20 protein-coding genes are annotated in these 26,971 nt (G+C 55.8%); 14 read left to right on the top strand and 6 right to left on the bottom strand.

The window, feature by feature from the left end:
* Positions 1-11: 11 nt before the first annotated feature.
* Positions 12-1,040, bottom strand: coding sequence for an HTH-type transcriptional regulator GalR (galR, locus tag ACERJC_RS13650; protein WP_152402352.1), 1,029 nt, complete (start codon positions 1,038-1,040; stop codon positions 12-14).
* Positions 1,041-1,182: 142 nt separating this feature from the next.
* On the bottom strand, positions 1,183-1,305 hold the full coding sequence (locus ACERJC_RS13655; RefSeq protein ID WP_373671888.1) for a hypothetical protein: 123 nt from the start codon (positions 1,303-1,305) through the stop codon (positions 1,183-1,185).
* Between the two features lie 325 nt (positions 1,306-1,630).
* On the opposite strand from ACERJC_RS13655, the gene aas reads away from it, so the two are divergent.
* Both aas and lplT read left to right on the top strand, forming a co-directional pair.
* The gene (aas, locus tag ACERJC_RS13660) at positions 1,631-3,790 is read left to right on the top strand and encodes a bifunctional acyl-ACP--phospholipid O-acyltransferase/long-chain-fatty-acid--ACP ligase (RefSeq protein ID WP_373671889.1); all 2,160 of its coding nucleotides are present in this window, start codon (positions 1,631-1,633) and stop codon (positions 3,788-3,790) included.
* Complete coding sequence (gene lplT, locus ACERJC_RS13665) at positions 3,783-4,979, top strand: lysophospholipid transporter LplT (RefSeq protein ID WP_152402354.1); 1,197 nt, start codon at positions 3,783-3,785, stop codon at positions 4,977-4,979. Before aas ends, lplT begins: the two co-directional genes overlap by 8 nt.
* Positions 4,980-5,012: 33 nt before the next feature.
* Here lplT and ACERJC_RS13670 read toward each other — a convergent pair whose 3' ends face one another.
* The 4 genes from ACERJC_RS13670 to mutH form a co-directional block, all read right to left on the bottom strand.
* Entirely contained in the window at positions 5,013-6,053 is a 1,041-nt protein-coding gene (locus ACERJC_RS13670) for an NADP(H)-dependent aldo-keto reductase (RefSeq protein WP_152402355.1), read from the bottom strand.
* Positions 6,054-6,160: 107 nt separating this feature from the next.
* Positions 6,161-6,379 carry a lipoprotein YgdR gene (ygdR, locus tag ACERJC_RS13675; protein ID WP_046486633.1) on the bottom strand — a complete coding sequence of 73 codons (219 nt, stop codon included), beginning with the start codon at positions 6,377-6,379 and terminating at the stop codon, positions 6,161-6,163.
* Between the two features lie 137 nt (positions 6,380-6,516).
* Positions 6,517-7,230 (bottom strand): TerC family protein, encoded by a 714-nt coding sequence (locus ACERJC_RS13680; protein WP_042322411.1) that lies wholly within the window; start codon positions 7,228-7,230, stop codon positions 6,517-6,519.
* 64 nt (positions 7,231-7,294) lie between these two features.
* The gene (mutH, locus tag ACERJC_RS13685) at positions 7,295-7,990 is read right to left on the bottom strand and encodes a DNA mismatch repair endonuclease MutH (RefSeq protein WP_046486629.1); all 696 of its coding nucleotides are present in this window, start codon (positions 7,988-7,990) and stop codon (positions 7,295-7,297) included.
* 684 nt (positions 7,991-8,674) lie between these two features.
* On the opposite strand from mutH, the gene rppH reads away from it, so the two are divergent.
* The 12 genes from rppH (at position 8,675) to recD (ending at position 26,945) form a co-directional block, all read left to right on the top strand.
* Positions 8,675-9,205, top strand: coding sequence for an RNA pyrophosphohydrolase (gene rppH / locus ACERJC_RS13690; protein ID WP_152402358.1), 531 nt, complete (start codon positions 8,675-8,677; stop codon positions 9,203-9,205).
* A gap of 12 nt (positions 9,206-9,217) precedes the next feature.
* The gene (gene ptsP / locus ACERJC_RS13695) at positions 9,218-11,464 is read left to right on the top strand and encodes a phosphoenolpyruvate--protein phosphotransferase (protein ID WP_152402360.1); all 2,247 of its coding nucleotides are present in this window, start codon (positions 9,218-9,220) and stop codon (positions 11,462-11,464) included.
* Positions 11,465-11,612: 148 nt separating this feature from the next.
* A complete protein-coding gene (gene lgt / locus ACERJC_RS13700) occupies positions 11,613-12,488 on the top strand; it encodes a prolipoprotein diacylglyceryl transferase (RefSeq protein WP_371895344.1) in 876 nt (291 codons plus the stop codon).
* Positions 12,489-12,494: 6 nt separating this feature from the next.
* Positions 12,495-13,289 carry a thymidylate synthase gene (gene thyA / locus ACERJC_RS13705; RefSeq protein ID WP_152402364.1) on the top strand — a complete coding sequence of 265 codons (795 nt, stop codon included), beginning with the start codon at positions 12,495-12,497 and terminating at the stop codon, positions 13,287-13,289.
* 184 nt (positions 13,290-13,473) lie between these two features.
* Positions 13,474-13,944 (top strand): prepilin peptidase-dependent protein, encoded by a 471-nt coding sequence (locus tag ACERJC_RS13710; RefSeq protein WP_286632207.1) that lies wholly within the window; start codon positions 13,474-13,476, stop codon positions 13,942-13,944.
* Positions 13,935-14,498, top strand: coding sequence for a prepilin peptidase-dependent protein (locus ACERJC_RS13715; protein ID WP_373671970.1), 564 nt, complete (start codon positions 13,935-13,937; stop codon positions 14,496-14,498). The genes ACERJC_RS13710 and ACERJC_RS13715 overlap by 10 nt, the downstream gene beginning before the upstream one ends.
* Positions 14,495-14,902 carry a DUF2509 family protein gene (locus tag ACERJC_RS13720; protein WP_373671890.1) on the top strand — a complete coding sequence of 136 codons (408 nt, stop codon included), beginning with the start codon at positions 14,495-14,497 and terminating at the stop codon, positions 14,900-14,902. Before ACERJC_RS13715 ends, ACERJC_RS13720 begins: the two co-directional genes overlap by 4 nt.
* Positions 14,887-15,207 carry a prepilin-type N-terminal cleavage/methylation domain-containing protein gene (locus ACERJC_RS13725; RefSeq protein ID WP_178828128.1) on the top strand — a complete coding sequence of 107 codons (321 nt, stop codon included), beginning with the start codon at positions 14,887-14,889 and terminating at the stop codon, positions 15,205-15,207. The genes ACERJC_RS13720 and ACERJC_RS13725 overlap by 16 nt, the downstream gene beginning before the upstream one ends.
* Positions 15,208-15,222: 15 nt before the next feature.
* Positions 15,223-18,591 carry an exodeoxyribonuclease V subunit gamma gene (gene recC, locus ACERJC_RS13730; protein ID WP_373671891.1) on the top strand — a complete coding sequence of 1,123 codons (3,369 nt, stop codon included), beginning with the start codon at positions 15,223-15,225 and terminating at the stop codon, positions 18,589-18,591.
* A gap of 113 nt (positions 18,592-18,704) precedes the next feature.
* Positions 18,705-21,593: a pitrilysin gene (ptrA, locus tag ACERJC_RS13735; protein ID WP_373671892.1), complete on the top strand. Its 2,889-nt coding sequence runs from the start codon at positions 18,705-18,707 to the stop codon at positions 21,591-21,593.
* The gene (gene recB, locus ACERJC_RS13740) at positions 21,586-25,131 is read left to right on the top strand and encodes an exodeoxyribonuclease V subunit beta (protein WP_373671893.1); all 3,546 of its coding nucleotides are present in this window, start codon (positions 21,586-21,588) and stop codon (positions 25,129-25,131) included. The genes ptrA and recB overlap by 8 nt, the downstream gene beginning before the upstream one ends.
* A complete protein-coding gene (recD, locus tag ACERJC_RS13745; protein ID WP_373671894.1) occupies positions 25,128-26,945 on the top strand; it encodes an exodeoxyribonuclease V subunit alpha in 1,818 nt (605 codons plus the stop codon). Before recB ends, recD begins: the two co-directional genes overlap by 4 nt.
* Positions 26,946-26,971: the final 26 nt, after the last annotated feature.

Genomic DNA, 26,971 nt, shown 5'->3' on the forward strand with positions numbered 1-26,971 from the left:
CGCGTTCCTGATTACTCGTTTGATGACGCATTGCCCGACTCCACTGGCGTCGTCACGGAATGGCGACGGACCAGCGTAGGGCTGAAGACATGGGTGACATCCGGCAGCGGACGTTTTTCCGCCAGCGCGAGCGCCAGTTCTGCGGCCTGCGTCGCCATCGTCACGATGGGATAACGCACGGTGGTCAGCCGCGGGCGAACGTAACGCGAAACCAGCACATCATCAAAGCCGATAAGCGAAATTTCCGCCGGGACGTCCACGCCGTTATCATTCAGCACGCCCATTGCGCCTGCGGCCATGGAGTCGTTATAACAGGCTACTGCAGTGAAGTTTCTGCCCCGACCCAGCAGTTCGGTCATCGCCTGCTCCCCGCCGCTCTCATCCGGCTCGCCAAACGTCACAAGGCGATCGTTAACCGGGAGATGGCTCTCTTCAAGGGCATCGTAATAGCCTTTGAGGCGATCTTCCGCATCCGAAATAGAATGATTCGAGCAGAGATAGCCAATGCGGGTGTGGCCCTGTTGGATCAGATGACGGGTCGCCAGCCAGGCGCCGTAGCGGTCATCCAGCGCCACACAGCGTTGTTCGAAACCGGGCAGGATCCGGTTGATCAGCACCATGCCGGGCATTTGCTTCATTAATGACGCCAGATCGGCATCCGGGATCATCTTGGCGTGAACGACGAGCGCTGCGCAGCGGTGACGAATGAGTTGCTCGATCGCCTGGCGCTCTTTTTGTTCATTATGGTAGCCGTTGCCAATCAGTAAAAAATTCCCCGTGTTATAGGAGACCTGCTCCACGGCTTTCACCATCGCGCCGAAAAAAGGGTCGGAAACATCGCCAACCACCAGACCTATGGTCTCGGTGGACTGCTGCGCCAGGGCGCGCGCGTTGGCGTTGGGATGGTAGCTGAGCGACTCCATCGCACTGGTTACCGCCAGGCGTGACGCCTCGCTGGCTTTGGGGGAATGGTTGATGACGCGGGAAACGGTGGCGACTGATACACCAGCCAGTCGGGCTACATCCTTTATGGTCGCCATGACAGTACCTATTGTGGGTAAACGCTTACATTCTGTCAGTGTTACGGAAAACGTCTGCTGGTTCAAGCAGATTGCCTGTTACGACGCGGCAAATGTGAGCAACACCCTCGGAATTAAGACAAAAATCGAAAGATGCAAACCATTAGTTACACTTTGCGAAGGGCTGTTGCGATTGTTCGCTGGCGACGTTTCCTGGCGGCTTGATAAAGTTGAGATCCCAGAGGTATTGATAGGTGAAGTCAACTTTCGGGTTGAGCACACGCATTACACCAACCTGCGCCAGTTGCGCAGGTTTTTTTTTGCGATTTCCGCAATCTGTAACAGTAAGCGATAATTTACACAACTGGTTGCATTTCCCTTCATTCCTTTGCGTTTTCTCGCTGGCGAAGCGGTCACGTACCGACCACAATCAAGATCCCAGAGGTATTGATTGGTGAGATTATTCGGTACGCTCTTCGTACTCTGTCTCTTGCACCAACCTGCGCGGATGCGCAGGTTTTTTTTCGCCCCGACTTTACTGTCGCTCCTGTTGCCTTGTTCGTGTAATCTGCCACCATTATTTTACCGAATCGTGCGCAAAGGGAGTTGAAATGTTATTTGGCTTTTTCCGTAACCTGTGCCGTGTGCTCTACCGGGTACGCGTGACGGGGGATATGCAGGCGTTACAGGGAGAGCGCGTCGTAATCACCCCTAACCACGTTTCTTTTATCGACGGTATTCTGCTGGCGTTGTTTCTGCCGGTACGCCCGGTGTTCGCGGTCTACACCTCAATTAGCCAGCAGTGGTACATGCGCTGGTTAACCTCGCTGATTGATTTTGTGCCGCTCGACCCGACGAAGCCGATGGCGATTAAACATCTGGTTCGCCTGATCGAGCAGGGTCGTCCGGTAGTGATTTTCCCGGAAGGACGCATATCGGTGAGCGGCTCGCTAATGAAAATCTACGACGGTGCCGGATTTGTCGCCGCGAAATCCGGCGCGACGCTGGTGCCGGTACGGATTGAAGGGGCAGAGCTCACCCATTTTAGCCGCCTGAAAGGGCTGGTGAAACGTCGCTTCTTCCCGCAGATCCATCTGCATGTTTTGCCGCCAACCCGTCTGCCTATGCCAGACGCGCCGCGCGCGCGCGACCGTCGTAAAATTGCTGGCGAAATGCTGCATCAAAAAATGATGGAAGCGCGAATGGCGGTGCGCCCGCGCGAAACGCTGTATGAATCGCTCCTGGCGGCGAAGTACCGCTATGGCGCGGGCAAGCACTGTATCGAAGACATCAACTTCAAGCCGGACAGCTACCGACAGTTGCTTACTAAGACGCTGTTTGTCGGGCGTATTCTGGAAAAATACAGCGCAGAGGGCGAAAAAATTGGCCTGATGCTGCCGAATGCCGCCATCAGCGCGGCAGTGATTTTCGGCGCGGTTTCTCGCCGTCGTATCCCGGCAATGATGAACTACACTGCGGGCGTCAAAGGGCTGACCAGCGCCATCACCGCCGCGGAAATCAAAACCATTTTTACCTCCCGTCAGTTCCTGGATAAAGGCAAACTCTGGCACTTGCCGGAGCAACTGACGCAGGTTCGCTGGGTCTATCTGGAAGATCTCAAAGCTGATGTGACCACCGCAGACAAGCTGTGGATCTTTGCGCACCTGCTGATGCCGCATCGGGCGCAGGTCAAACAGCAGCCGGAAGAAGCGGCGGTGATCCTTTTTACCTCAGGCTCTGAAGGCCATCCAAAGGGCGTGGTACATAGCCACAAGAGCCTGCTGGCCAATGTCGAGCAGATCAAAACCATTGCTGACTTCACCGCCAATGACCGCTTTATGTCGGCGCTGCCGCTGTTTCACTCCTTCGGCCTGACGGTAGGGCTGTTTACGCCGTTACTCACCGGCGCTGAAGTGTTCCTCTATCCCAGTCCGTTGCATTATCGCATTGTGCCGGAACTGGTTTACGACCGGAACTGCACGGTGCTGTTCGGCACCTCCACGTTTCTCGGGAACTATGCGCGCTTTGCCAATCCGTATGATTTCTATCGCCTGCGCTATGTGGTGGCGGGAGCGGAGAAACTCCAGGAGAGTACAAAACAGCTCTGGCAGGACAAGTTTGGTCTGCGCATTCTCGAAGGTTACGGCGTGACGGAATGTGCGCCTGTAGTCTCGATTAACGTCCCGATGGCAGCGAAGCCTGGAACCGTAGGGCGGATCCTGCCCGGCATGGACGCGCGCCTGCTGGCGATCCCCGGCATTGAAGAGGGAGGACGTTTGCAACTGAAAGGGCCAAACATCATGAACGGTTACCTGCGCGTGGAAAAACCGGGCGTGTTGGAAGTGCCGGTGGCGGAAAACGCTGCGGGAGAACTGGAGCGCGGCTGGTATGACACCGGAGATATCGTGCGCTTTGATGAACAGGGATTCGTGCAGATTCAGGGACGTGCCAAGCGCTTTGCGAAAATTGCCGGTGAGATGGTCTCGCTGGAGATGGTGGAGCAACTGGCGCTTGGTGTGTCGCCGGAGAAAATGCATGCAACGGCTATCAAGAGTGATGCCAGCAAAGGCGAAGCGCTGGTGCTCTTTACCACCGATAGCGAACTGACGCGTGACGTTTTACAGCAGTACGCCCGCGCGCACGGCATCCCTGAACTGGCGGTGCCGCGCGATATCCGTTACCTGAAACAACTCCCGTTACTCGGCAGCGGTAAGCCGGATTTCGTTACGCTGAAAAGCTGGGTTGATAATCCGGAAAAACAAAATGCCTGAGTCAGTACATACCAATACCTCTGTCTGGTCGAAAGGGATGATGTCGGTTATCGCGGCGCAGTTTCTCTCGGCGTTTGGCGATAACGCCCTGCTGTTTGCCACGCTGGCGCTGCTGAAGGAACAGTTCTATCCGGACTGGAGTCAGCCGATTCTGCAAATGGTGTTTGTGGGCGCTTACATCCTGTTTGCGCCATTTGTGGGGCAGGTCGCTGACAGCTTTGCCAAAGGTCGGGTGATGATGTTCGCCAACGGCCTTAAACTGCTGGGGGCGGCAAGCATCTGCTTTGGCTTCAATCCGTTTCTCGGCTATACGCTGGTGGGCGTTGGCGCGGCGGCTTACTCACCGGCCAAATACGGCATTCTGGGTGAACTGACCACTGGCGATAAGCTGGTGAAAGCCAACGGTCTGATGGAAGCATCCACCATTGCGGCGATCCTGCTTGGCTCGGTGGCCGGTGGGGTGCTGGCCGACTGGCATGTCATTGCCGCACTGGTTGCCTGTGCGCTGGCCTACGCCGGTGCCGTGGTGGCAAACCTCTCTATTCCCAAACTGGCCGCCGCGCGTCCTGGGCAGTCCTGGCATCTGGCAAAAATGACCCGCAGTTTCTTCTGCGCCTGTGTTTCACTGTGGCGCAACGGCGAAACACGTTTCTCGCTGGTGGGCACCAGTCTGTTCTGGGGCGCGGGAGTGACGCTGCGTTTCCTGCTGGTGCTGTGGGTGCCGGTGGCGTTAGGCATTACCGATAACGCCACGCCAACCTATCTTAACGCGATGGTCGCGGTCGGTATTGTGGTCGGGGCGGGTGCCGCTGCCAGACTGGTGACGCTGGATACGGTGGTGCGTTGCATGCCTGCGGGGATCCTGATTGGCGTCGTCGTGCTGATTTTTTCTCTGCAACACGCGCTGCTGCCTGCCTATGCGCTGCTGATGCTGATTGGTGTGCTGGGCGGCTTCTTTGTGGTTCCACTGAATGCGCTGTTGCAGGAGCGCGGAAAGAAGAGCGTCGGCGCGGGTAATGCGATTGCGGTACAGAACCTCGGTGAGAACAGTGCGATGCTGTTGATGCTGGGGCTCTACTCGCTGGCGGTATGGGTAGGGATCCCGGTCATTGCCGTGGGTATCGGTTTTGGCGGTCTGTTCGCGCTGGCCATTGCGGCGCTGTGGATCTGGCAGCGCCGTCAGGCGTAATCAACGCGCCGGAATTCCTCCGGCGCGCTTCTGTTACGGTGCAGGATAGGTGTAAACCTGATGCACCGCTTCAATCTCTGCCAACACCTCTTCGCTTAACTCCAGATGTAAGCTCTCAACGTTGGTTTTCAGTTGTTCCATGGTGGTGGCGCCAAGCAGCGTACTGGCAACAAACGGCTGACGACGAACGAATGCCAGCGCCATCTGCGCCGGACTGAGGTTATGGCGTCTGGCTATCTCCACATACGCGGCCACGGCTTTTTGCGTCTGCTCGCCGCTGTAGCGGGTAAAACGACTAAACAGCGTATTGCGCGCCCCGGCCGGTTTCGCGCCGTTCAGGTATTTACCGGTCAGCGTGCCAAATCCCAGACAGGAATAGGCCAGCAGTTCGACGCCTTCGTACTGGCTCACTTCCGCCAGTCCCACTTCAAAACTGCGGTTGACCAGACTGTAAGGGTTCTGGATGGTGACAATGCGCGGCAGGTCATGTTTATCCGCCAGGTGCAGATAGCGCATCACGCCAAAGGCCGTTTCATTTGAGACGCCGATGTAGCGAATCTTACCCGCGCGCTGAAACTCGGCCAGCGCATCCAGCGTATCCAGCAGCGACACCACCGGCGCGGCATCGGTCCAGCTGTAACCGAGCTTGCCAAAACAGTTGGTCGGGCGCTGCGGCCAGTGAACCTGGTAGAGATCCAGATAATCGGTTTGCAGACGCTTCAGGCTGTCGTGCAGCGCTTCGCGGATGTTCTTACGATCCAGTGCCTGGTTCGGACGAATGCTGTTGTCGTTATTACGCGACGGGCCGCTGACCTTGGAGGCGACAATCAGTTTTTCACGGTTGCCATGTTTGGCCAGCCAGTTTCCGACGTAAGTTTCGGTGAGCCCCTGGGTTTCCGGGCGCGGCGGGACCGGGTACATTTCGGCCACGTCGATCAGGTTAATGCCGTTGGCGACGGCATAGTTGAGCTGTGCATGTGCGTCGGCTTCGCTATTTTGTTCACCAAACGTCATTGTGCCCAGCCCCAGTGTACTAACTTCAAGCGAGCTGTGGGGTATACGGTGATATTGCATAGCCGTTTCCTTTTTATAATCACGACATAAGGATTATAAAAATGGCTGAGGGAAGGGAAAAAGGGAAGAAAAATTGTTAAGGCCAGCAGCGTGGCTGACCTCAACCCTCAACGTTCAATGATCTGAGAAACCTCGTCACGGTTAATTTGCATGGCGTTGCCCTGCTGGTCGTGGTAGCTCACCAGACCGGTATCATCGTCAATCTCGGGTTTCCCGTCGGTCAGGATCATCCGACCATCTTTGGTCGCCATCACATAGTCGCTACTACAGCCGGAAACAGCAAAAGCCAGTCCAACTGCGGAAATTATCACTGCCCATTTTTTCATCCATTTATCCTCACGTGGCCTGCGTCTGATAATAGTCTAGTAATAACCTGACGTTATGGGCAGGAAAAGCAGGAAAATCTTAAACTGAGAGGGGAAAAGGAAAGAATTTCGCTCCCCACCGGGAGCGAAAAAGGCAATTACAACGGGTTTTTTTTGTTTCGCAACAGGTTCAGGCTCTCGACCGCAATCGAGAAGAACATGGCGAAATAGATGTAACCCTTCGGCACGTGAACATCGAAACTTTCCAGAATCAGGGTGAAGCCCACCAGAATCAGGAACGACAGCGCCAGCATCTTCACGGACGGGTGTCGGTCGACAAACTCGCCAATAGGACGTGCTGCAAACATCATTACGCCAACGGCAATCACCACCGCCGCCATCATAATGAACAGATGATCGGACAAACCGACCGCCGTGATCACCGAGTCCAGGCTGAAGATGATGTCGAGCAGCATGATTTGCACGATTGCTCCCAGGAAGGAGGTGACGCGCATGTTCATCCCTTCTTCTTCACCTTCAATGGATTCGTGGATCTCCTTACTCGCTTTCCAGATCAGGAACAATCCGCCGAGCAGAAGGATCAGGTCGCGGGCGGAAATGGCCTCACCAAACACGTCAAACAGCGGATTGGTCAGCCGGGTCACCCAAGCGATGGAGGCCAGCAGCGCCAGACGCATGATCATCGCCGCCGCAAGACCCAGACGTCGGGCATGTGCGCGTTGCGCAGTCGGGAGTTTTGCAACCACCAGAGAGAGGAAAATAATATTATCGATCCCAAGCACGATCTCCAGCAGCGTCAGCGTACCGAGCGCAAGCCAGGCGTTAGGATCGGTTATCCATGCAAATAACATTGAACAAAGTCCTGCCAAAAAAAAGAAGCGCTAATTATATGCTTCCGGGGCACCAGGCGAAAGTCTAACGCTGCTGTAACAAAAAGTGGCGTTCCAGCAGGGCGCGTGTGAAGTTCTTTTTCAGATAAAAACCACGCGGCAACGTCAGTATTGGCTCGCCCTGGGCGCCGATGGCCTCGGTGAGCGCTTTGGCGTTTGCCGCCTTTGGTCTCAGTTGTAAAAATTCGCCATGCCGGGCGGTAATGCGTTCAACCTGACCGAGCACAATCATGTCCATTAACTCTTCCCAGTCCAGACGCAACTGACGGTCTTCTTCTTCATCGGGACTCCACAGCACCGGCGAACCCACCCGCCGTTGTGCGAGGGGAATGCTGCGCTCGCCTTCCACCGGGATCCACAGCACTCGCTTCAGTTTGTGCCGCACGTGGCTGGTTTCCCACGTTACGCCACTGTTTCCCGTCAGCGGCGCGACGCAGACAAAGGTGGTTTCGAGCGGGCGCCCAAGGCTGTCCACAGGAATGGTTTTCAACTCAACGCCGAGTGCGGCGAAATCCTGCTCAGGCTTACTTCCGGCGCTGGCGCCCAGCCAGAGTTCCAGCAACACGCCGATCCAGCCTTTGTCCCGCTTGAGATCTTTCGGCGCAACAATGCCCGCCAGCGCAGCCAGTTCGCCTAACGAATAGCCCGAAAGCTGCTGCGCCTGCTGGAGCAGAAGGGCTTCAGATTCCGGCGGAAAGCGTAAAGGATGGAGTCCGGACATGGCGTCATACCTTAGGTGAAAAAATAAACAATGATTTTATACCGTGGAAAAGAAGTTTATCGTTTTCCACATGCGATATCCAATGCCATGATTTATATTGATTTTTAGTTTACGGCATCACGTGTTGCGCAACACCAGAATGGGTTTTCCATTTCTGGTCACTGAAAATAAACAGGATCTTACACCATGTTATCCACAGAAAGATGGGATAACTGTGAAAAACCCCGACTACTGTTTCCATTTACAGCCTTGACGTGCGACGAAAATCGAATTTTTACACAATTTGTGTTTAACTTATTGGCACAATCTGTGGATAAAGTCGGCGCTGTTCGATCTTTCATCAGCCTGAGGATCGTCAGTGTGATACTTGTCACTTTTTTGCCTGATAACAGGTGGGATGACCAAGTAACCTCATGAATATAAGAAAAGATTTTTTTCACCCTGTCGGCAGTTTATTCAAACTGTACCGGTTTTTCCCGGAGTAATTCCGTACTTCTTCACAACTCTATCCACAGAAAAGGTGAATAAAATCGCCCATATGGGTGAGTGTCTGTTTATAACTTTGTCTTTAACTGTGAGTTATTCAATTGTTATTAGATGCACACCGTCTTAACTCAGTGGTTTACCGTCTGTCAGGAGTGTGAAACAATCATTCTCATATAAGGTTTATATTGAGGTAGTCCGGTGATTGATGACGATGGCTACCGCCCAAATGTAGGTATCGTAATTTGTAATCGTCAGGGGCAGGTGATGTGGGCCCGGCGGTTTGGTCAGCACTCCTGGCAGTTCCCACAGGGTGGGATAAACCCAGGAGAATCAGCAGAACAGGCGATGTACCGGGAACTGTTTGAAGAAGTAGGGTTAAGCCGTAAAGATGTGCGAATCCTTGCCTCTACTCGCAACTGGTTGCGTTACAAGTTACCAAAACGTTTGGTGCGTTGGGATACAAAGCCGGTATGTATCGGCCAGAAACAAAAGTGGTTTCTTTTGCAGTTGATGAGCGGGGACGCGGAAATCAATATGCAAACCAGCAGCACTCCTGAGTTCGACGGCTGGCGTTGGGTAAGTTACTGGTACCCGGTCCGGCAAGTGGTTTCATTTAAACGCGATGTCTACCGCAGGGTGATGAAAGAGTTCGCAAGTGTTGTGATGGCGCTTCAGGAAACGACGCCGAAGCCGCAAAGTACACCTGCTTATCGACGTAAAAGAGGTTAAGCCACGCAAATTATGCTCACCCGCCTGCGCGAAATAGTCGAAAAGGTGGCCAGTGCTCCGCGTCTTAATGAAGCGCTGAATATTCTGGTTACTGACATCTGTCTTGCGATGGATACAGAGGTCTGCTCGGTTTATCTGGCCGATCATGACCGGCGTTGTTATTACCTCATGGCGACGCGGGGGCTTAAAAAACCGCGCGGTCGCACTGTCGCACTCGCGTTTGATGAAGGTATCGTCGGCCTGGTTGGCAGGCTGGCGGAACCTATCAACCTTGCCGATGCGCAAAAACATCCCAGTTTTAAATATATCCCCTCGGTAAAAGAAGAGCGCTTCCGTGCCTTCCTCGGGGTGCCGATCATTCAGCGTCGTCAACTGCTGGGCGTCCTCGTTGTACAGCAGCGTGAACTGCGCCAGTATGACGAAAGCGAAGAATCTTTCCTCGTGACGCTCGCCACGCAGATGGCGGCGATCCTGTCACAATCTCAGCTTACCGCCCTGTTCGGCCAGTATCGCCAGACGCGTATTCGTGCGTTACCGGCGGCACCGGGCGTGGCGATCGCAGAAGGCTGGCAGGACGCGACGCTGCCGCTGATGGAGCAGGTGTATCAGGCCTCGACGCTGGATCCTGCTCTGGAGCGTGAGCGCCTGACCGGTGCGCTGGAAGAGGCGGCAAATGAGTTTCGCCGTTACAGCAAGCGGTTTGCCGCAGGCGCGCAGAAAGAGACCGCTGCGATATTCGATCTCTATTCGCACCTGCTCTCCGACGCCCGACTGCGACGCGAACTGTTTACCGAAGTCGATAACGGTTCGGTGGCAGAGTGGGCGGTCAAAACGATCATCGAAAAGTTTGCCGAACAGTTTGCCGCGCTGAGCGACAACTACCTCAAAGAGCGTGCGGGCGATCTGCGTGCGCTGGGTCAGCGACTGCTGTTTCATCTTGATGATTCCGTACAAGGGCCAAATGCCTGGCCAGAACGCTTCGTGCTGGTGGCTGACGAACTCTCTGCCACGACGCTGGCGGAACTGCCGCAGGACCGACTGGCGGGTGTTGTGGTTCGCGACGGGGCGGCCAACTCCCATGCTGCCATTATGGTGCGTGCGTTGGGCATTCCCACCGTGATGGGGGCTGATATCCAGCCGTCTGTACTGCACCGGCGTACGCTGGTGGTGGATGGCTATCGCGGTGAGTTGCTGGTCGATCCTGAACCGGTATTGATCCAGGAATATCAGCGGCTTATCAGTGAAGAAAACGAGCTTAGCCGTCTGGCGGAAGATGACGTCAATTTACCTGCACAGCTGAAAAGCGGCGAGCGGGTCAAGGTCATGCTGAACGCGGGGCTCAGCCCGGAGCATGAAGAAAAGCTGGGCAGTCGTATCGACGGTATTGGCCTGTATCGCACCGAAATTCCCTTTATGCTGCAAAGCGGTTTTCCTTCTGAAGAGGAGCAAGTGGCGCAGTATCAGGGTATGTTGCAGATGTTTAACGACAAGCCAGTGACGCTACGAACGCTGGACGTTGGCGCGGACAAACAGTTGCCGTACATGCCGATCAGCGAGGAGAATCCCTGCCTGGGTTGGCGAGGGATCCGCATTACGCTCGACCAGCCAGAGATCTTCCTTGTCCAGGTCCGCGCCATGCTGCGCGCCAATGCGGCGACAGGCAACCTGAGTATTCTGCTGCCGATGGTAACCAGTATTGATGAGGTGGATGAAGCGCGCCGCCTGATTGAACGTGCCGGGCGTGAAGTGGAAGAGATGATCGGTTACGCGATCCCGAAACCGCGTATCGGCATCATGCTCGAAGTGCCGTCGATGGTCTTTATGCTGCCGAATCTGGCAAGTCGTATCGATTTTATCTCCGTCGGCACGAACGATCTGACTCAGTACGTGCTGGCAGTGGATCGCAACAATACGCGCGTCGCCAGCATCTACGACAGCCTGCATCCGGGGATGTTACGTGCGCTGTCGATGATTGCGCAGGAAGCCGAGCGCAGCGATATCGACCTGCGCGTGTGTGGCGAAATGGCGGGCGATCCGATGTGCGTGACCATCCTGATTGGGCTGGGTTTCCGCCATCTCTCAATGAACGGTCGCTCCGTGGCGCGCGTGAAATACCTGCTGCGCCGCATTGATTACGAAGAGGCAAAAACGCTTGCCCAGCGTAGCCTTGAGGCGCAACTGGCAACGGAAGTGCGCCATCAGGTGGCGGCGTTTATGGAGCGTCGCGGGATGGGTGGTCTGATCCGTGGAGGGATGTAAAAGCGCTATACAGATCTTTTACATCTTCTGCGCAGCCTCGTTAACCCCCTTATGCTATCATTCGCTCCTTTGGAGCGCCTGTAAGCAGTGGGTGCGCATATCGCTCGCTGAGTCTTTTCAGCGGAATAACAAGAACTTGTGGTGACAGATGACCAGTAGCTATCTGCATTTTCCGGAATTCGATCCGGTCATTTTCTCAATTGGGCCCGTTGCACTTCGTTGGTACGGCTTAATGTATCTGGTGGGCTTCATTTTCGCGATGTGGCTGGCGACGCGTCGTGCCAATCGCCCTGGCAGTGGCTGGACGAAGAATGAAGTCGAAAACTTACTCTATGCAGGTTTCCTCGGGGTCTTCCTCGGTGGGCGTATTGGCTACGTACTGTTCTATAACTTCCCGCTGTTCCTGGATAATCCGCTCTACCTGTTCCGCGTCTGGGACGGGGGCATGTCCTTCCACGGTGGCCTGATTGGCGTGATTCTGGTGATGATTATTTTCGCCAAACGCACGAAGCGCAGTTTCTTCCAGGTCTCTGATTTCATTGCTCCGCTGATCCCATTTGGCCTGGGTGCCGGGCGTCTGGGCAACTTTATCAACGGCGAACTGTGGGGCCGTGTCGACCCGAATTTCTCTTACTCCATGCTGTTCCCTGGGTCACGCACCGAAGATATTCTGCTGCTGCAAACCAACCCGCAATGGCAATCCATTTTCGATACCTACGGCTCCTTGCCGCGCCACGCGTCTCAACTCTATGAGATGGCGCTGGAGGGGGTAGTGCTGTTTATCATTCTTAACCTGTTTATTCGTAAACCGCGTCCGATGGGGTCCGTCTCCGGGCTGTTTTTGATTGGCTACGGCGCGTTTCGTATCATCGTTGAATTCTTCCGTCAGCCGGATCAGCAGTTCACCGGCGAATGGGTACAGTACATCAGCATGGGACAGATCCTCTCGATTCCGATGATTGTCGCTGGTGTTGTCATGATGGTGTGGGCCTATCGCCGTCGTCCACAGCAACACGTTTCCTGAGGAACCATGAAACAGTATTTAGAACTGATGCAAAAAGTGCTGGATGAAGGCACACAGAAAAACGACCGCACCGGAACCGGAACGCTTTCCATTTTTGGTCATCAGATGCGTTTTAACCTGCAGGACGGATTCCCGCTGGTGACGACAAAACGTTGCCACCTGCGCTCCATCATCCATGAACTGCTGTGGTTCCTGCAAGGTGACACCAACGTGGCCTATCTGCACGAAAATAACGTCACCATCTGGGACGAATGGGCGGATGAAAACGGCAATCTGGGCCCGGTGTACGGCAAACAGTGGCGTGCCTGGCCGACGCCGGATGGTCGCCACATTGACCAGATCACGACCGTGCTGAACCAGTTGAAAAATGATCCCGATTCGCGCCGTATTATCGTTTCGGCGTGGAACGTCGGTGAACTGGACAAAATGGCGCTGGCGCCGTGCCACGCGTTTTTCCAGTTCTATGTCGCGAACGGCAAGCTCTCCTGCCAACTGTATCAGCGCTCCTGCGACGTGTTCCTCGGCCTGCCGTTTAACATCGCCAGCTACGCGCTGCTGGTACACATGATGGCGCAACAGTGCGATCTGGAGGTTGGCGATTTCGTCTGGACCGGTGGTGACACGCATCTGTACAGCAACCACATGGAGCAGACGCACCTGCAACTGACTCGCGAACCGCGCGCGCTGCCGAAGCTAGTGATCAAACGTAAACCCGATTCTCTCTTCGACTACCGCTTCGACGATTTTGAAATCGAAGGTTACGACCCGCATCCGGGGATTAAAGCGCCGGTTGCTATCTAAACTGGCCTTATCCTGTCATAGCCGACGCCTCCGTGCGTCGGTTTTTTTTATCCAGATGCTGGTTTTTCGGCGTGGATTCCTGAAATGTTGCAACCAGCTGCAACAGAGGAAATTTCCCTCGTAACGCGCCGAAAAACCTGAATTCTCGCCTCGTTTTAACTTCCCGACGCGTCATACTGCCGCCATGAATACACAGCAGGGCTATACGCTCATCGAAACGCTGGTCGCGATGCTTATTATTGTCAGCCTGAGCGCAACAGGTCTCTACGGCTGGCAGCAGTGGCAGCAACAGCAACATCTCTGGCAGACCGCCTGTCAGCTGCGCGATTTCTTGCTGCAGCTACGGGAGGACGCCAACTGGCATAACCGCGACCACATCATTACCGCCATCAGGGAGGACGCGTCATGGTGTCTTGTCAGTTCGACAGCCTCACGAAATACCTGTACGCCGCGCTCTGCGCTCGTTTTTGTGCCGCTCTGGCGCGATGTCGATCTCGTCGGGATCACCGCCTCGCTGGCGTTTTATGGTCAACGCAATACCGCGTGGCCGGGGAATATTCGCCTGAAAAATACGGCAGGAGAGTGGCGAGTGGTGGTTTCGCCCTGGGGACGCATTCGCCTGTGCGAACGCGACGATACCCAGGGCTGTCGGTGAGTGAGCGTGGTTTTTCTCTGCTTGAGGTACTGATTGCGATGGCAATCAGTAGCGTACTGTTGTTGGGGGCTGCCCGGTTTTTACCGGCGTTACAGCGCGATATTTTGCAGCAGACCCGCAAACTCGCGCTGGAGGATGACGTGTGGCAGCGGGTGTATACCGTCGCGAAGCACCTTCAACGCGCGGGATATTGTCACGGTAGTTGTCGTGGCGAAGGGGTAAACATTGCCGAGGCGGGCCAGTGCATTATCGTACAGTGGGACGCAAACGCGAATGGTATCTGGGAAAACGAGCCGGTAAAGGAGGCTGAACAAACCGGATTTCGCCTGAATGACAACGTGCTGGAGACGCAGCGCGGCGCGAAAACGTGCGGCGGGAAAGGATGGGATAAAATGACCGATCCTGATGTTGTGCAGATTACGGCATTTGAGGTCACGCGCCAGGATATCGCGGGCTTTGCACCCGAACTGACCTTACATCTGCGCGGCAGTAGTCGGGCAGATCCGCAAACCGTGGTTGACGCGCGCTACAGCGTCAGCGGCTTTAATTTATGAATCGCGAGCGGGGCGTTTCCTCTCTGGCGCTGGTTCTGATGCTGTTGGTCCTCGGTAGCCTCCTGTTGCAGGGCGTTAATCAGCAGCAGAGCAGTTTTGCTTCGCGGGTGGTGATAGAAAGTCAGGCTTTGCAGCGCCAGGCTGTCGTGCAGTCAGCCATGGAGTGGGGCAGGATGCAGCAATGGTCAGTAAACTCCGATAAACCGTGTCGGTACTATGGAGAGGACAATGTTGCTGTTTGCCTGCGCAGACTCGCTGACAGTCGCGCTTTGCTTATTGCCAACTATCAGGGAACGTCCGTATGGCGAGAAGGCGAACAAAAGGAGGAATTCGTTATTTTTTCTCCTCATGGCTGGAGCGATTTCTGTCCGCTACGGGAGGCCGCATTATGCCAGATCCCCTGAGCCGACAGCGTGGGTTTAGCTTGCCGGAAGTGATACTGGCAATGGTCCTCATGGTGATGGTGGTGACGGCGCTTTCCGGGTATCAGCGCGCGTTGATGAACAGTTTTTTCATCAGAGGTCAGTATCTTCAGCTCTGGCGGCAGGGCTGGCAGCAGACGCAACTGCATTCGTTTTCGCCACCTGTTAACTGGCAGGTTAACCGGATGCAGACAACGCAGGCGGGATGTGTCAGCATCAGCGTTACGCTATCTTCACCTCAGGGCAGGCAGGGGAAAATGACGCGCCTGCACTGCCCAAACCGTTAGTTGCCAGGAGTCTCTATGTTAAGGGTCTACCACTCAAACCGTCTGGATGTGCTGGAAGCATTGATGGAGTTCATCGTCGAGCGCGAACGGCTGGACGATCCCTTTGAGCCAGAAATGATCCTGGTGCAGAGTACCGGGATGGCGCAGTGGTTACAGATGACCCTTTCGCAGAAATTTGGTATTGCCGCCAACATAGAATTCCCGCTCCCGGCAAGCTTTATCTGGGATATGTTCGTCCGCGTACTGCCGGAGATCCCCAAAGAGAGCGCCTTCAACAAACAAAGCATGAGCTGGAAGTTGATGACGCTGCTCCCGCGACTGCTGGATCATGACGACTTTGCGCTTTTACGCCACTATCTGACGGACGATACCGACAAGCGTAAGCTGTTTCAGCTGTCGTCGCGCGCGGCGGATCTTTTCGATCAGTACCTGGTGTATCGACCGGAATGGCTAACGCAGTGGGAAGCGGGGCGAACAGTCGAGGGGTTAGGCGAGGCGCAATGCTGGCAGGCGTCGCTGTGGAAAGCGTTGGTGGAGTACACCGATACGCTGGGTCAGCCGCGCTGGCATCGTGCTAATCTCTATCAACGGTTTATCCAGACTCTCGAAAACGCCGATACCTGCCCGCCAGGCCTCCCTTCCCGTGTGTTTATCTGCGGGATCTCCGCGTTGCCGCCCGTGTACCTACAGGCATTGCAGGCGCTCGGCAAACATATCGACATTCATCTGCTCTTCACCAATCCCTGCCGCTACTACTGGGGCGATATAAAAGACCCGGCGTATCTGGCAAAGCTGCTGGCGCGTCAGCGGCGACATAGTTTTGAAGACCGGCATTTACCCCTGTTCCGTGACAATTCGAATGCCGAAAGTTTGTTTAACGGCGATGGTGAACAGGATGTCGGTAACCCGATGCTGGCCTCGTGGGGGAAACTGGGACGCGACTATATTTATCTGCTCTCAGAACTGGAAAACAGCCAGGAGCTTGATGCGTTTGTCGATGTGACCCCGGATAACCTGCTGCATAACATTCAGGCCGATATCCTTGAGCTGGAAAACCGTGCAGTGGCGGGGGTGAGCCTGGAAGAGTATTCGCGCAGCGATAATAAGCGACGCCTTGACCCGGATGACACCAGCGTCACCTTTCACGTCTGTCATAGCCCACAGCGTGAAGTTGAAATCCTCCACGATCGTCTGCTGGCGATGCTGGAAGCGGACCCAACGCTCACCCCGCGCGACATCATCGTGATGGTGGCGAATATCGACAGTTATAGCCCGTTTATTCAGGCGGTCTTTGGCAGCGCCCCTGCAGAGCGTTATCTGCCTTATGCCATTTCCGACCGCCGGGCGCGTCAGTCGCATCCGGTATTGCAGGCGTTCATCAGCCTGCTGTCACTGCCTGACAGTCGCTTTATTTCTGAGGATGTGCTGGCGCTGCTGGATGTCCCGGTGCTGGCGGCGCGCTTCAATATCAACGAAGAAGGGCTGCGCTATTTGCGACTGTGGGTCAATGAGTCGGGCATTCGCTGGGGAATTGATGATGACAACGTGCGGGAGCTGGAACTTCCGGCAACGGGACAGCATACGTGGCAATTTGGCCTCACGCGTATGCTATTGGGCTATGCCATGGAAAGTGCGCTGGGCGAGTGGCAGTCCGTTCTGCCTTATGATGAGTCCAGCGGGCTGATCGCCGAGCTGGTGGGGCATCTGGCGTCATTACTGATGCAGCTTAATCTCTGGCGTCGTAGTTTGGCACAGGAGCGTCCGCTGGAAGAGTGGCTGCCGGTGTGTCGTGAGATGCTCAACGACTTCTTCCTGCCGGACACTGAAACCGAGGCGGCCATGACGCTTATCGAGCAACAGTGGCAGGCGATGATCGCCGAAGGATTGAAGGCTGAATATGACGACGCGGTCCCCCTGTCACTGCTGCGCGATGAGCTGGCGCAGCGGTTGGATCAGGAGCGGATTAGCCAGCGTTTTTTAGCCGGGCCGGTGAACATCTGTACTCTGATGCCGATGCGTTCTATTCCCTTCAAAGTCGTCTGCCTGCTGGGAATGAACGACGGTGTCTATCCGCGCCAGCTTGCGCCGCTCGGCTTTGATCTCATGAACCAGAAACCGATGCGTGGGGATCGCAGTCGTCGTGATGACGACCGTTATCTGTTCCTTGAGGCCTTAATTTCTGCCCAGCAGTCGCTTTACATCAGCTACATCGGGCGCTCGATCCAGGATAACAGCGAACGCTTCCCTTCCGTGCTGGTTCAGGAACTGCTCGATTACATCGGACAAAGCCACTATTTGCCGGGTGACGAAGCATTGACCAGCGATGAGAGCGAGAAACGGGTCAAAGCGCATATCACCCGACTGCATACCCGTATGCCGTTCGATGCGCAAAATTTCCTGCCCGGCGAGCAGCAGAGCTACGCCAGCGAGTGGTTGCCTGCGGCAAGCCGTTGTGGAGAGGCCCATAGCGATTTTGTGCAGCCGTTGGCCTTTGACATGCCAGAGATGCTGAGTCTGGAAACGCTGCAACGTTTCTGGGCGCATCCAGTACGGGCGTTTTTTCAGCAGCGCTTGCAGGTCAATTTCCGCTCCGAAGAGAGTGAAATCCCGGATACCGAACCATTTACCCTGGAAGGACTAACCCGCTATCAGCTCAACCAGCAGTTACTGAATGCACTGGTCGAACAGGAGGATGCCGAACGTCTGTTCCGTCGCTTCCGCGCGGCGGGGGATCTGCCGTATGGGGCTTATGGCGAGATCCTCTGGGAAGTTCAGCATCAGGAAATGCAGACGCTGGCGGACAGGATCGTGGCCTGCCGTCAGCCGAGCCAAAGTCTGGAGGTCGATCTGCACTGTAACGGCGTACAGTTGACCGGGTGGCTACCGCAGGTGCAGGAAGATGGGCTGCTGCGCTGGCGGCCTTCGTTAATCAGCATTTCACAAGGCGTGCAACTTTGGCTCGAACACCTTGTCTATTGTGCCTGCGGGGGAAAAGGTGAAAGCCGGCTGTTTTTGCGAAAAGACGGAGAGTGGCGTTTCCCACCGCTGGAAAAAGAGCAGGCATTGGGTTACCTGGCGCAACTGATTGACGGATATCGCGAAGGAATGTCCGCACCGCTGCTGGTGCTTCCGGAAAGCGGCGGCGCGTGGATAAAAACCTGTTATGACGCGGCAAATGATGCCATGTTAGATGACGATGATACGCGACAAAAAGCCCGCGTGAAGTTTATGCAGGCTTACGAAGGCAACATGGTCGTGCGTGGCGAAGGCGAGGATATCTGGTATCAGCGCCTGTGGCGGCAACTGGACTCCGAGACCCTGGAGGCCATTATTTTGCAGTCACAACGTTACCTGCTTCCGCTTTTCAGATTTAATCAGTCGTGATGATTGTATAAAAATTGCGCAATTTTGATGCTTCCTTTATGATGCGTTGCCCTGCTCAGAGAAGCATCCAACATGTCTTTGCGCAGAAAGAAAGTTAATGATGAGGTTCTTGAATGCCCCGCAGCACCTGGTTCAAAGCGTTACTGTTGTTGGTCGCCTTTTGGGCGCCCTTAAGTCAGGCAGACACCGGTTGGCAGCCCATTGCGGAAACCATCCGTAAAAGCGACAAAGATACCCGCCAGTATCAGGCCATTCGTCTGGATAATGGCATGGTGGTATTACTGGTATCCGACCCGCAAGCGGTGAAATCGCTTTCTGCGCTGGTGGTACCCGTGGGGTCGCTGGAAGATCCCGATGCGCATCAGGGACTGGCACATTATCTTGAGCACATGTGTCTGATGGGATCGAAAAAGTACCCACAGGCCGACAGCCTGGCGGAATACCTGAAATTGCACGGCGGCAGCCACAATGCCAGTACCGCTCCGTACCGTACCGCGTTCTACCTGGAAGTGGAGAACGACGCGCTTACCGGTGCTGTTGATCGTCTGGCCGATGCCATTGCCGAACCGCTGCTGGATAAAAAATATGCCGATCGTGAGCGCAATGCGGTAAACGCAGAGCTGACGATGGCGCGCACCCGTGACGGTATGCGGATGGCGCAGGTGAGTGCGGAAACCATCAACCCGGCGCATCCAGGTTCACGTTTTTCCGGTGGTAATCTGGAAACCTTAAAAGACAAACCGGGTAACCCGGTGCAGCAGGCATTGCGCGATTTTCACAGCAAGTATTACTCCGCCAATCTGATGAAAGCGGTTATCTACAGCAATAAGCCTTTGCCGGACCTGGCAAAGATTGCTGCAGAGACCTTTGGGCGGGTGCCAAACAAGAATATCGAAAAGCCGGAAATTACCGTTCCGGTTGTCACCGATGCGCAGAAGGGTGTCATTATCCATTACGTTCCTGCGCTGCCGCGTAAAGTGCTGCGCGTTGAGTTCCGAATTGACAACAACAGCGCGCAGTTTCGCAGTAAAACCGACGAGCTGATCACTTATCTGATTGGCAACCGTAGTCCGGGTACGCTTTCTGACTGGCTGCAAAAACAAGGGCTGGTGGAAGGTATTCGCGCGGATTCCGATCCGGTGGTCAACGGCAACAGCGGTGTGTTAGCCATTTCCGCCACGCTGACCGATAAAGGCCTGGCGAATCGCGAAGAGGTTGTCGCGGCTATTTTCAGCTATCTCAATCTGTTACGTGATAAGGGCGTGGATAAACGCTACTTTGACGAGCTGTCGCATGTGCTTGATCTCGACTTCCGTTATCCGTCGATCACCCGTGATATGGACTACGTCGAATGGCTGGCGGATACCATGATCCGCGTGCCGGTGGCGCATACGCTGGATGCGGTGAACATCGCCGATCGGTACGATGCGAAAGCGATTCAGGCGCGTCTGGAGATGATGACGCCGCAAAATGCGCGTATCTGGTACATCAGCCCGAAAGAACCGCACAACAAAACCGCTTACTTTGTTGATGCCCCTTATCAGGTCAATAAAATCAGCAAGCAGACCTTCAGCGACTGGCAGAAAAAAGCGCAGGGTATTGCGCTGTCTCTGCCGGAACTGAACCCCTATATTCCTGACGATTTCACGCTGATTAAACCGGAAAAGAAATATGACCGTCCGGCGCTGATCGTGGATAAGCCTGATCTGCGCGTGGTGTACACCTCGAGCCAACATTTTGCCAGCGAACCAAAGGCGGACGTGAGCGTCATTCTGCGTAATCCGCAGGCGATGGACAGCGCCAAAAACCAGGTCATGTTTGCGCTGAACGACTATCTGGCGGGGATTGCGCTCGACCAGTTAAGTAATCAAGCGGCAGTGGGTGGCATCGGTTTTTCAACCAACGCCAACAATGGCTTAATGCTCAACGCTGACGGCTACACACAGCGTCTACCGCAGCTTTTCCAGGCATTGCTTGAAGGCTACTTCAGCTACACCGCAACCGAAGAGCAGCTTGAGCAGGCGAAATCCTGGTATAGCCAGATGATGGATTCCGCCGAGAAAGGGAAAGCTTACGAGCAGGCGATTATGCCGGTGCAGATGATCTCTCAGGTGCCCTATTTCTCGCGCGATGAGCGGCGCGCGCTGCTGCCGTCGATCACCCTGAAAGAGGTGATGGCCTACCGTGAAGCGTTAAAATCGGGTGCCCGTCCGGAATTCCTGGCAATTGGCAACATGAGCGAAGCGCAGGTCACAACGATGGCGCGGGATATCCAGAAACAGCTTGGCGCGAACGGTTCCGAATGGTGCCGCAACAAAGATGTGCTGGTGGATAAGAAGCAGTCGATCATTTTTGAAAAAGCGGGCAGCAGCACCGACTCTGCACTGGCGGCGGTATTTGTTCCCACCGGCTATGATGAGTATGCCAGCGCGGCCTACAGCGCCATGCTGGGCCAGATTGTTCAGCCGTGGTTCTACAATCAACTGCGTACGGAAGAGCAGTTAGGATATGCGGTGTTCGCCTTCCCGATGAGCGTCGGACGCCAGTGGGGGATGGGCTTCCTGCTGCAAAGCAGCGATAAACAGCCGTCATATCTTTGGGAGCGCTACAAGGCGTTTTTCCCCACGGCGGAGGAGAAGCTGCGGGCGATGAAACCGGAAGAGTTTGCCCAGATTAAGCAGGCTATCGTCGCGCAGATGTTGCAGGCACCGCAAACGCTGGGCGAAGAGGCATCGAAATTAAGCAAAGATTTCGATCGCGGTAATATGCGATTCGATTCACGTGATAAAATTGTGGCTCAGATAAAACAGCTGACGCCGCAAAAACTTGCTGATTTCTTCCATCAGGCGGTGGTAGAGCCGCAAGGCATGGCGGTACTGTCGCAGATTTCCGGTGGTCAAAACGGGAAGCCACACTATGTGCACCCGGAAGGCTGGAAAGTGTGGGACAACGTCAGCGCGTTGCAGCAAACTTTGCCCCTGGTGAGAGAACAGAATGAATGATGTCGCCGAGTCCCTTGATCCCCTGCGCTTGCCCCTCACGGGCGAGCGCCTGATTGAAGCCTCTGCGGGCACCGGCAAAACCTTTACTATCGCGGCGCTCTATCTGCGTCTGCTCCTCGGACTTGGTGGTTCCACTGCCTTTCCCCGTCCCCTGACCGTTGAAGAACTGCTGGTGGTGACCTTTACCGAGGCCGCCACCGACGAGTTGCGTGGTCGCATCCGCAGTAATATTCATGAGCTGCGGATAGCCTGTCTGCGCGAATCGACCGACAATCCCCTTTATGCCCGTCTGTTGGACGAGATCGACGATAAAAAACAGGCGGCTCAGTGGCTGCTGCTCGCCGAGAGACAGATGGATGAGGCGGCGGTGTTCACCATCCACGGTTTTTGTCAGCGCATGCTGAGTCTGAATGCCTTCGAATCCGGCATGTTGTTTGAGCAACAGTTGATCGAAGATGAATCTCTGCTGCGCTACCAGGCCTGCGCGGATTTCTGGCGTCGACACTGTTACCCCTTATCACGTGACATTGCCCAGGTAGTGTTTGAAACGTGGAAAGGACCGCAGGCGCTGCTGGCAGATATTAACCGCTACCTGCAAGGGGAAGCGCCGGTCATCAAAGCGCCACCGCCGGATGATGAAACGCTGGCGTCCCGTCATCAACAGATCGTGCAGCGAATCAACGCGCTTAAACAACAGTGGTGTGACGCGGTGGGTGAGCTTGAGGGATTGATGGAAGCCTCAGACATCGACCGGCGTAAATTTAATCGTGGCAACCAGGGTAAATGGATCGAGAAGATCAGCGTCTGGGCTCAGTCCGGGACGCAAAGCTACCAGTTGCCAGAGGCACTGGAGAAATTCTCGCAGCGTTTTCTTGAGGATCGCACCAAAGAAGGCGGCGCTGTGCCGCAGCATCCGCTGTTTGTCGCGATAGATGAACTGCTGTCAGAACCTTTGACCCTCAGAGATCTGCTGATCACCCGTGCGCTGGCGGAGATCCGTGAGACGGTGGCGAAAGAAAAACGTCGCCGGGGTGAGCTGGGATTTGACGATATGCTCAGTCGACTGGATGGTGCGCTGCGCAGTGAAAGCGGCGATGCGCTGGCAGCGGCGATTCGAGCCCGCTTCCCGGTGGCGATGATCGATGAGTTCCAGGATACCGATCCGCAACAATACCGCATTTTCCGTCGCATCTGGCAGCATCAGCCGGACACCGCGCTGTTGCTGATAGGCGACCCGAAGCAGGCGATTTATGCGTTTCGCGGCGCGGATATTTTTACCTATATGAAGGCCCGCGGTGAGGTCAGCGCGCACTATACCCTCGACACCAACTGGCGTTCCGCGCCGGGCATGGTGAACAGCGTCAACAGGCTGTTCAGCCTGATGGACGATGCCTTTATGTTCCGCGAGATCCCGTTTCAGCCGGTGAAATACGCCGATAAAAATCAGTCGCTGCGTTTTGAATTTCATGGCGAAACTCAGCCCGCGATGACGATGTGGCTGATGGAAGGGGAAAGCTGCGGAGTAGGGGATTATCAAAGCTATATGGCGCAGGTGTGCGCCGCGCAGATCCGCGACTGGCTGAAGGCCGGGTTGAGCGGTGAGGCGATACTTTTCAACGGCAAGGATGCGCGTCCGGTGAGTGCGGCGGATATTAGCGTGCTGGTACGTAGCCGTCAGGAAGCGGCGCTGGTACGCGATGCCCTGACGCATCTGGCGATCCCTTCCGTGTATCTTTCCAACCGCGACAGCGTGTTTGAAACGCTGGAAGCGCAGGAGATGCTCTGGGTTTTACAGGCGGTGATGGCACCGGAAAAGGAAAATACGCTGCGTAGCGCACTGGCAACCTCCATGATGGGGTTGAACGCGCGCGACATTGACATGCTCAACGACAATGAGAATGCCTGGGATCAGGTGGTCGAAGAGTTTGTCGGCTACCGCCAGATCTGGCAGAAACGGGGCGTGATGCCGATGCTGCGCGCGCTGATGTCGACGCGAAAGATTGCGGAAAACCTGCTGGCGACGGCGGGGGGCGAACGTCGCCTGACCGATATTTTGCACATTAGCGAGCTGTTGCAGGAGGCGGCATCGCAACTGGAAAGCGAACATGCACTGGTACGCTGGCTTTCGCAGCATATTCTTGAGCCTGACAGCAACGCCTCCAGCCAGCAAATGCGCCTGGAAAGCGATAACCATCTGGTGCAAATCGTCACTATCCATAAGTCAAAAGGGTTGGAGTATCCTCTGGTCTGGCTGCCGTTTATCACCCATTTCCGCATTCAGGATCAGGCGTTTTATCACGATCGCAACTCGTTTGAAGCGGTACTGGATCTGAGCGAAGCGGACGAAAGCGTGGCGCTGGCAGAAGCCGAACGGTTGGCGGAAGATCTGCGTTTACTGTACGTGGCGCTGACCCGTTCAGTCTGGCACTGTAGTCTGGGCGTCGCCCCTCTGGTGCGTCGTCGGGGCGATAAAAAGGGCGATACCGATGTGCATCAGAGCGCGCTGGGGCGTCTGCTGCAAAAGGGCGAACCGATGGATGCCGCCGGGCTACGCGCGGCGATAGAGGCGGTCTGCGATGAGAACATCATCTGTCGTGTCCCGGAAGCGGTCAGCATGGAGCCGTTGCCCGTCACTGCGGCGAGCGGGGCGTCGCTGAATGCCCGACGAGTACAACGAACGCCTGGCGACAGTTGGCGGGTGACCAGTTATTCTGGCCTGCAACAGCGCGGTCATGGTATTGCGCAGGATCTCATGCCGCGACTGGACATCGATGCGACAGGCGTCGGTGAGGTGGTTGAGGAACCTGAACTGACGCCGCACCAGTTTCCGCGCGGTGCGTCGCCGGGGACGTTTTTACACAGCCTGTTTGAAGATCTCGATTTTACCCAACCGGTAGAGGCTGCCTGGGTGCAGGACAAACTGGCCCTTGGCGGTTATGACGCCGGTTGGGGGCCGGTGATTACCGCGTGGGTGACGGCCATTCTCCATGCGCCGCTTAATGAGACCGGCATCAGCCTGAGCCAACTGTCTGCGCGTGAAAAACAGGTCGAGATGGAGTTTTATCTGCCCATTAGCCAACCGCTTATCGCGGAGAGGCTGGATGCGCTGATCCGTCAGTTTGACCCGCTTTCGGCGGGCTGCCCGCCGCTGGAGTTCGCCCAGGTTCGCGGGATGCTCAAGGGCTTTATCGATCTGGTGTTTCGTCACAACGGGCGCTATTACCTGCTGGATTACAAATCGAACTGGCTGGGTGAAAACAGCTCGGCTTACACCCCACAGGCGATGGCGACGGCAATGCAGGCGCATCGCTATGATTTGCAGTATCAGCTCTATACCCTCGCGCTGCACCGATATTTGCGCCATCGCATTGCGGATTACGACTACGAGCGCCATTTTGGCGGCGTGATTTATCTGTTCCTGCGCGGTGTGGACAGCGAACAGCCGCAGCAGGGGATTTACACCACCCGCCCGTCTGAGGAGCTGATTGCCCGGATGGACGAGATGTTTGCCGGTGTGGCACTGGAGGACGCATCGTGACGCTACAAAAGCGATTGCTTGAGGCCGTCGAGCAGAAGCAACTGCGCCCTCTGGATGCGCAATTCGCGCTGGCGGTGACCGGCGAACATGAACCTGCCGTCACGCTGGCAGCGGCGTTACTCAGCCGGGATGCCGGAGAAGGGCACGTTTGTTTACCGCTCGCCCGACTGACGATGGGGGCTGACCTGCCTCCTCTGCTGGCAGCCTGCCTGAGTGAGACAGGTGAACCGACTGACTGGGCGGAATGTCTGCTCGCATCGGACGCCGTCAGTCGTGGAGAGCGGCCATCGCCGATGATCCTCCACGGCGATCGGCTGTATCTGAACCGGATGTGGCGCAACGAACGCACGGTCGCCCGTTTCTTTAGCGAGGTGAATCGACCCATTGCGGTAGATGAAGCCTTACTGACGCAAACGCTGGAAGCGCTGTTCCCGACAACAAACGAAATCAACTGGCAAAAAGTTGCCGCTGCGGTGGCGCTGACCCGCCGCATTTCGGTGATTTCCGGCGGGCCGGGTACGGGGAAAACAACGACCGTGGCGAAACTGCTGGCGGCGCTGATCCAGATGGCGGAAGGCGAGCGTTGCCGTATTCGCCTGGCGGCACCGACGGGCAAAGCCGCCGCGCGTCTGACTGAGTCCTTAGGCAAGGCGCTGCGCCAGTTGCCGCTGACGGATGAACAAAAGAAACGCATCCCGGATGATGCCAGCACCTTACACCGACTGTTGGGCGCTCAGCCTGGCAGCCAGCGCTTACGTCATCACGCAGGCAATCCGTTGCATCTGGATGTGCTGGTGGTGGATGAGGCGTCGATGATCGACCTGCCGATGATGTCGCGACTGATAGATGCATTGCCACCGCACGGGCGCGTCATTTTCCTCGGCGATCGCGACCAGCTCGCCTCGGTTGAGGCGGGGGCGGTGCTGGGCGATATCTGCGCCTGGGTGAATGCGGGCTATACCCCAGAACGGGCGCAGCAGCTGGCTCGCCTGACGGGGATGCCCGTTCCGGCAGGCGTGGGCAACGAGGCCTCCACGCTGCGGGACAGTCTCTGCCTGCTGCAAAAAAGCTATCGTTTTGGTCGTGATTCCGGCATCGGACAACTGGCTGCGGCGATCAACCGTGGCGATAAGGCCGCGATAAACGGCGTTTTCCAGCAGGGCTTCAGCGATATCGATAAACGGACGCTGGAGAGCAGTGAAGATTATACCGCCATGCTTGAAGACGCGCTGACAGGTTACGGACACTACCTGACGTTGCTTCAGGCGCGCGCGGAGCCGTCGTTAATCATTCAGGCATTCAATGAATTCCAGCTGCTGTGTGCGCTGCGTGAAGGGCCGTTTGGCGTGAGCGGACTGAATGAACGCATCGAACTGGCTATGCAGCAAAAGCGTAAAATTCATCGTCTTCCCCATTCCCGCTGGTATGAAGGGCGACCCGTAATGATTGCCCGTAACGACAGCGCGCTGGGATTGTTTAACGGCGATATCGGCGTGGCGCTCGATCGTGGGCAAGGATTACGGGTCTGGTTTGCGATGCCGGATGGCAGTATTAAATCTGTACAGCCCAGTCGTCTGCCGGAGCATGAAACCACCTGGGCGATGACGGTGCACAAATCGCAGGGCTCAGAGTTCGATCATGCCGCGCTGGTGTTACCCACGCAGCGTACGCCGGTGGTAACAAGGGAGTTAGTGTATACCGCTGTCACCCGCGCACGTCGCCGCCTGTCGCTGTATGCTGATGAACGCATTCTTGGCAGTGCGGTTGCGACCCGTACCGAACGTCGCAGCGGGCTGTCGACGTTGTTTAAATGACAGGTTGCCGGATGGCGCTTGCGCTT

Origin of the sequence: Citrobacter telavivensis (assembly GCF_041807075.1) — a bacterium.
Classification (GTDB): domain Bacteria; phylum Pseudomonadota; class Gammaproteobacteria; order Enterobacterales; family Enterobacteriaceae; genus Citrobacter_A; species Citrobacter_A telavivensis.

What these genes read in the sequence shown, in the direction of transcription:
- galR (WP_152402352.1), bottom strand. Translation starts at nt 1,040, where the DNA reads ATGGCGACCATAAAGGATGTAGCCCGACTGGCTGGTGTATCAGTCGCC.
- ACERJC_RS13655 (WP_373671888.1), bottom strand. Translation starts at nt 1,305, where the DNA reads ATGCGTGTGCTCAACCCGAAAGTTGACTTCACCTATCAATACCTCTGG.
- aas (WP_373671889.1), top strand. Translation starts at nt 1,631, where the DNA reads ATGTTATTTGGCTTTTTCCGTAACCTGTGCCGTGTGCTCTACCGGGTA.
- lplT (WP_152402354.1), top strand. Translation starts at nt 3,783, where the DNA reads ATGCCTGAGTCAGTACATACCAATACCTCTGTCTGGTCGAAAGGGATG.
- ACERJC_RS13670 (WP_152402355.1), bottom strand. Translation starts at nt 6,053, where the DNA reads ATGCAATATCACCGTATACCCCACAGCTCGCTTGAAGTTAGTACACTG.
- ygdR (WP_046486633.1), bottom strand. Translation starts at nt 6,379, where the DNA reads ATGAAAAAATGGGCAGTGATAATTTCCGCAGTTGGACTGGCTTTTGCT.
- ACERJC_RS13680 (WP_042322411.1), bottom strand. Translation starts at nt 7,230, where the DNA reads ATGTTATTTGCATGGATAACCGATCCTAACGCCTGGCTTGCGCTCGGT.
- mutH (WP_046486629.1), bottom strand. Translation starts at nt 7,990, where the DNA reads ATGTCCGGACTCCATCCTTTACGCTTTCCGCCGGAATCTGAAGCCCTT.
- ptsP (WP_152402360.1), top strand. Translation starts at nt 9,218, where the DNA reads ATGCTCACCCGCCTGCGCGAAATAGTCGAAAAGGTGGCCAGTGCTCCG.
- lgt (WP_371895344.1), top strand. Translation starts at nt 11,613, where the DNA reads ATGACCAGTAGCTATCTGCATTTTCCGGAATTCGATCCGGTCATTTTC.
- thyA (WP_152402364.1), top strand. Translation starts at nt 12,495, where the DNA reads ATGAAACAGTATTTAGAACTGATGCAAAAAGTGCTGGATGAAGGCACA.
- ACERJC_RS13710 (WP_286632207.1), top strand. Translation starts at nt 13,474, where the DNA reads ATGAATACACAGCAGGGCTATACGCTCATCGAAACGCTGGTCGCGATG.
- ACERJC_RS13720 (WP_373671890.1), top strand. Translation starts at nt 14,495, where the DNA reads ATGAATCGCGAGCGGGGCGTTTCCTCTCTGGCGCTGGTTCTGATGCTG.
- ACERJC_RS13725 (WP_178828128.1), top strand. Translation starts at nt 14,887, where the DNA reads ATGCCAGATCCCCTGAGCCGACAGCGTGGGTTTAGCTTGCCGGAAGTG.
- recC (WP_373671891.1), top strand. Translation starts at nt 15,223, where the DNA reads ATGTTAAGGGTCTACCACTCAAACCGTCTGGATGTGCTGGAAGCATTG.
- ptrA (WP_373671892.1), top strand. Translation starts at nt 18,705, where the DNA reads ATGCCCCGCAGCACCTGGTTCAAAGCGTTACTGTTGTTGGTCGCCTTT.
- recB (WP_373671893.1), top strand. Translation starts at nt 21,586, where the DNA reads ATGAATGATGTCGCCGAGTCCCTTGATCCCCTGCGCTTGCCCCTCACG.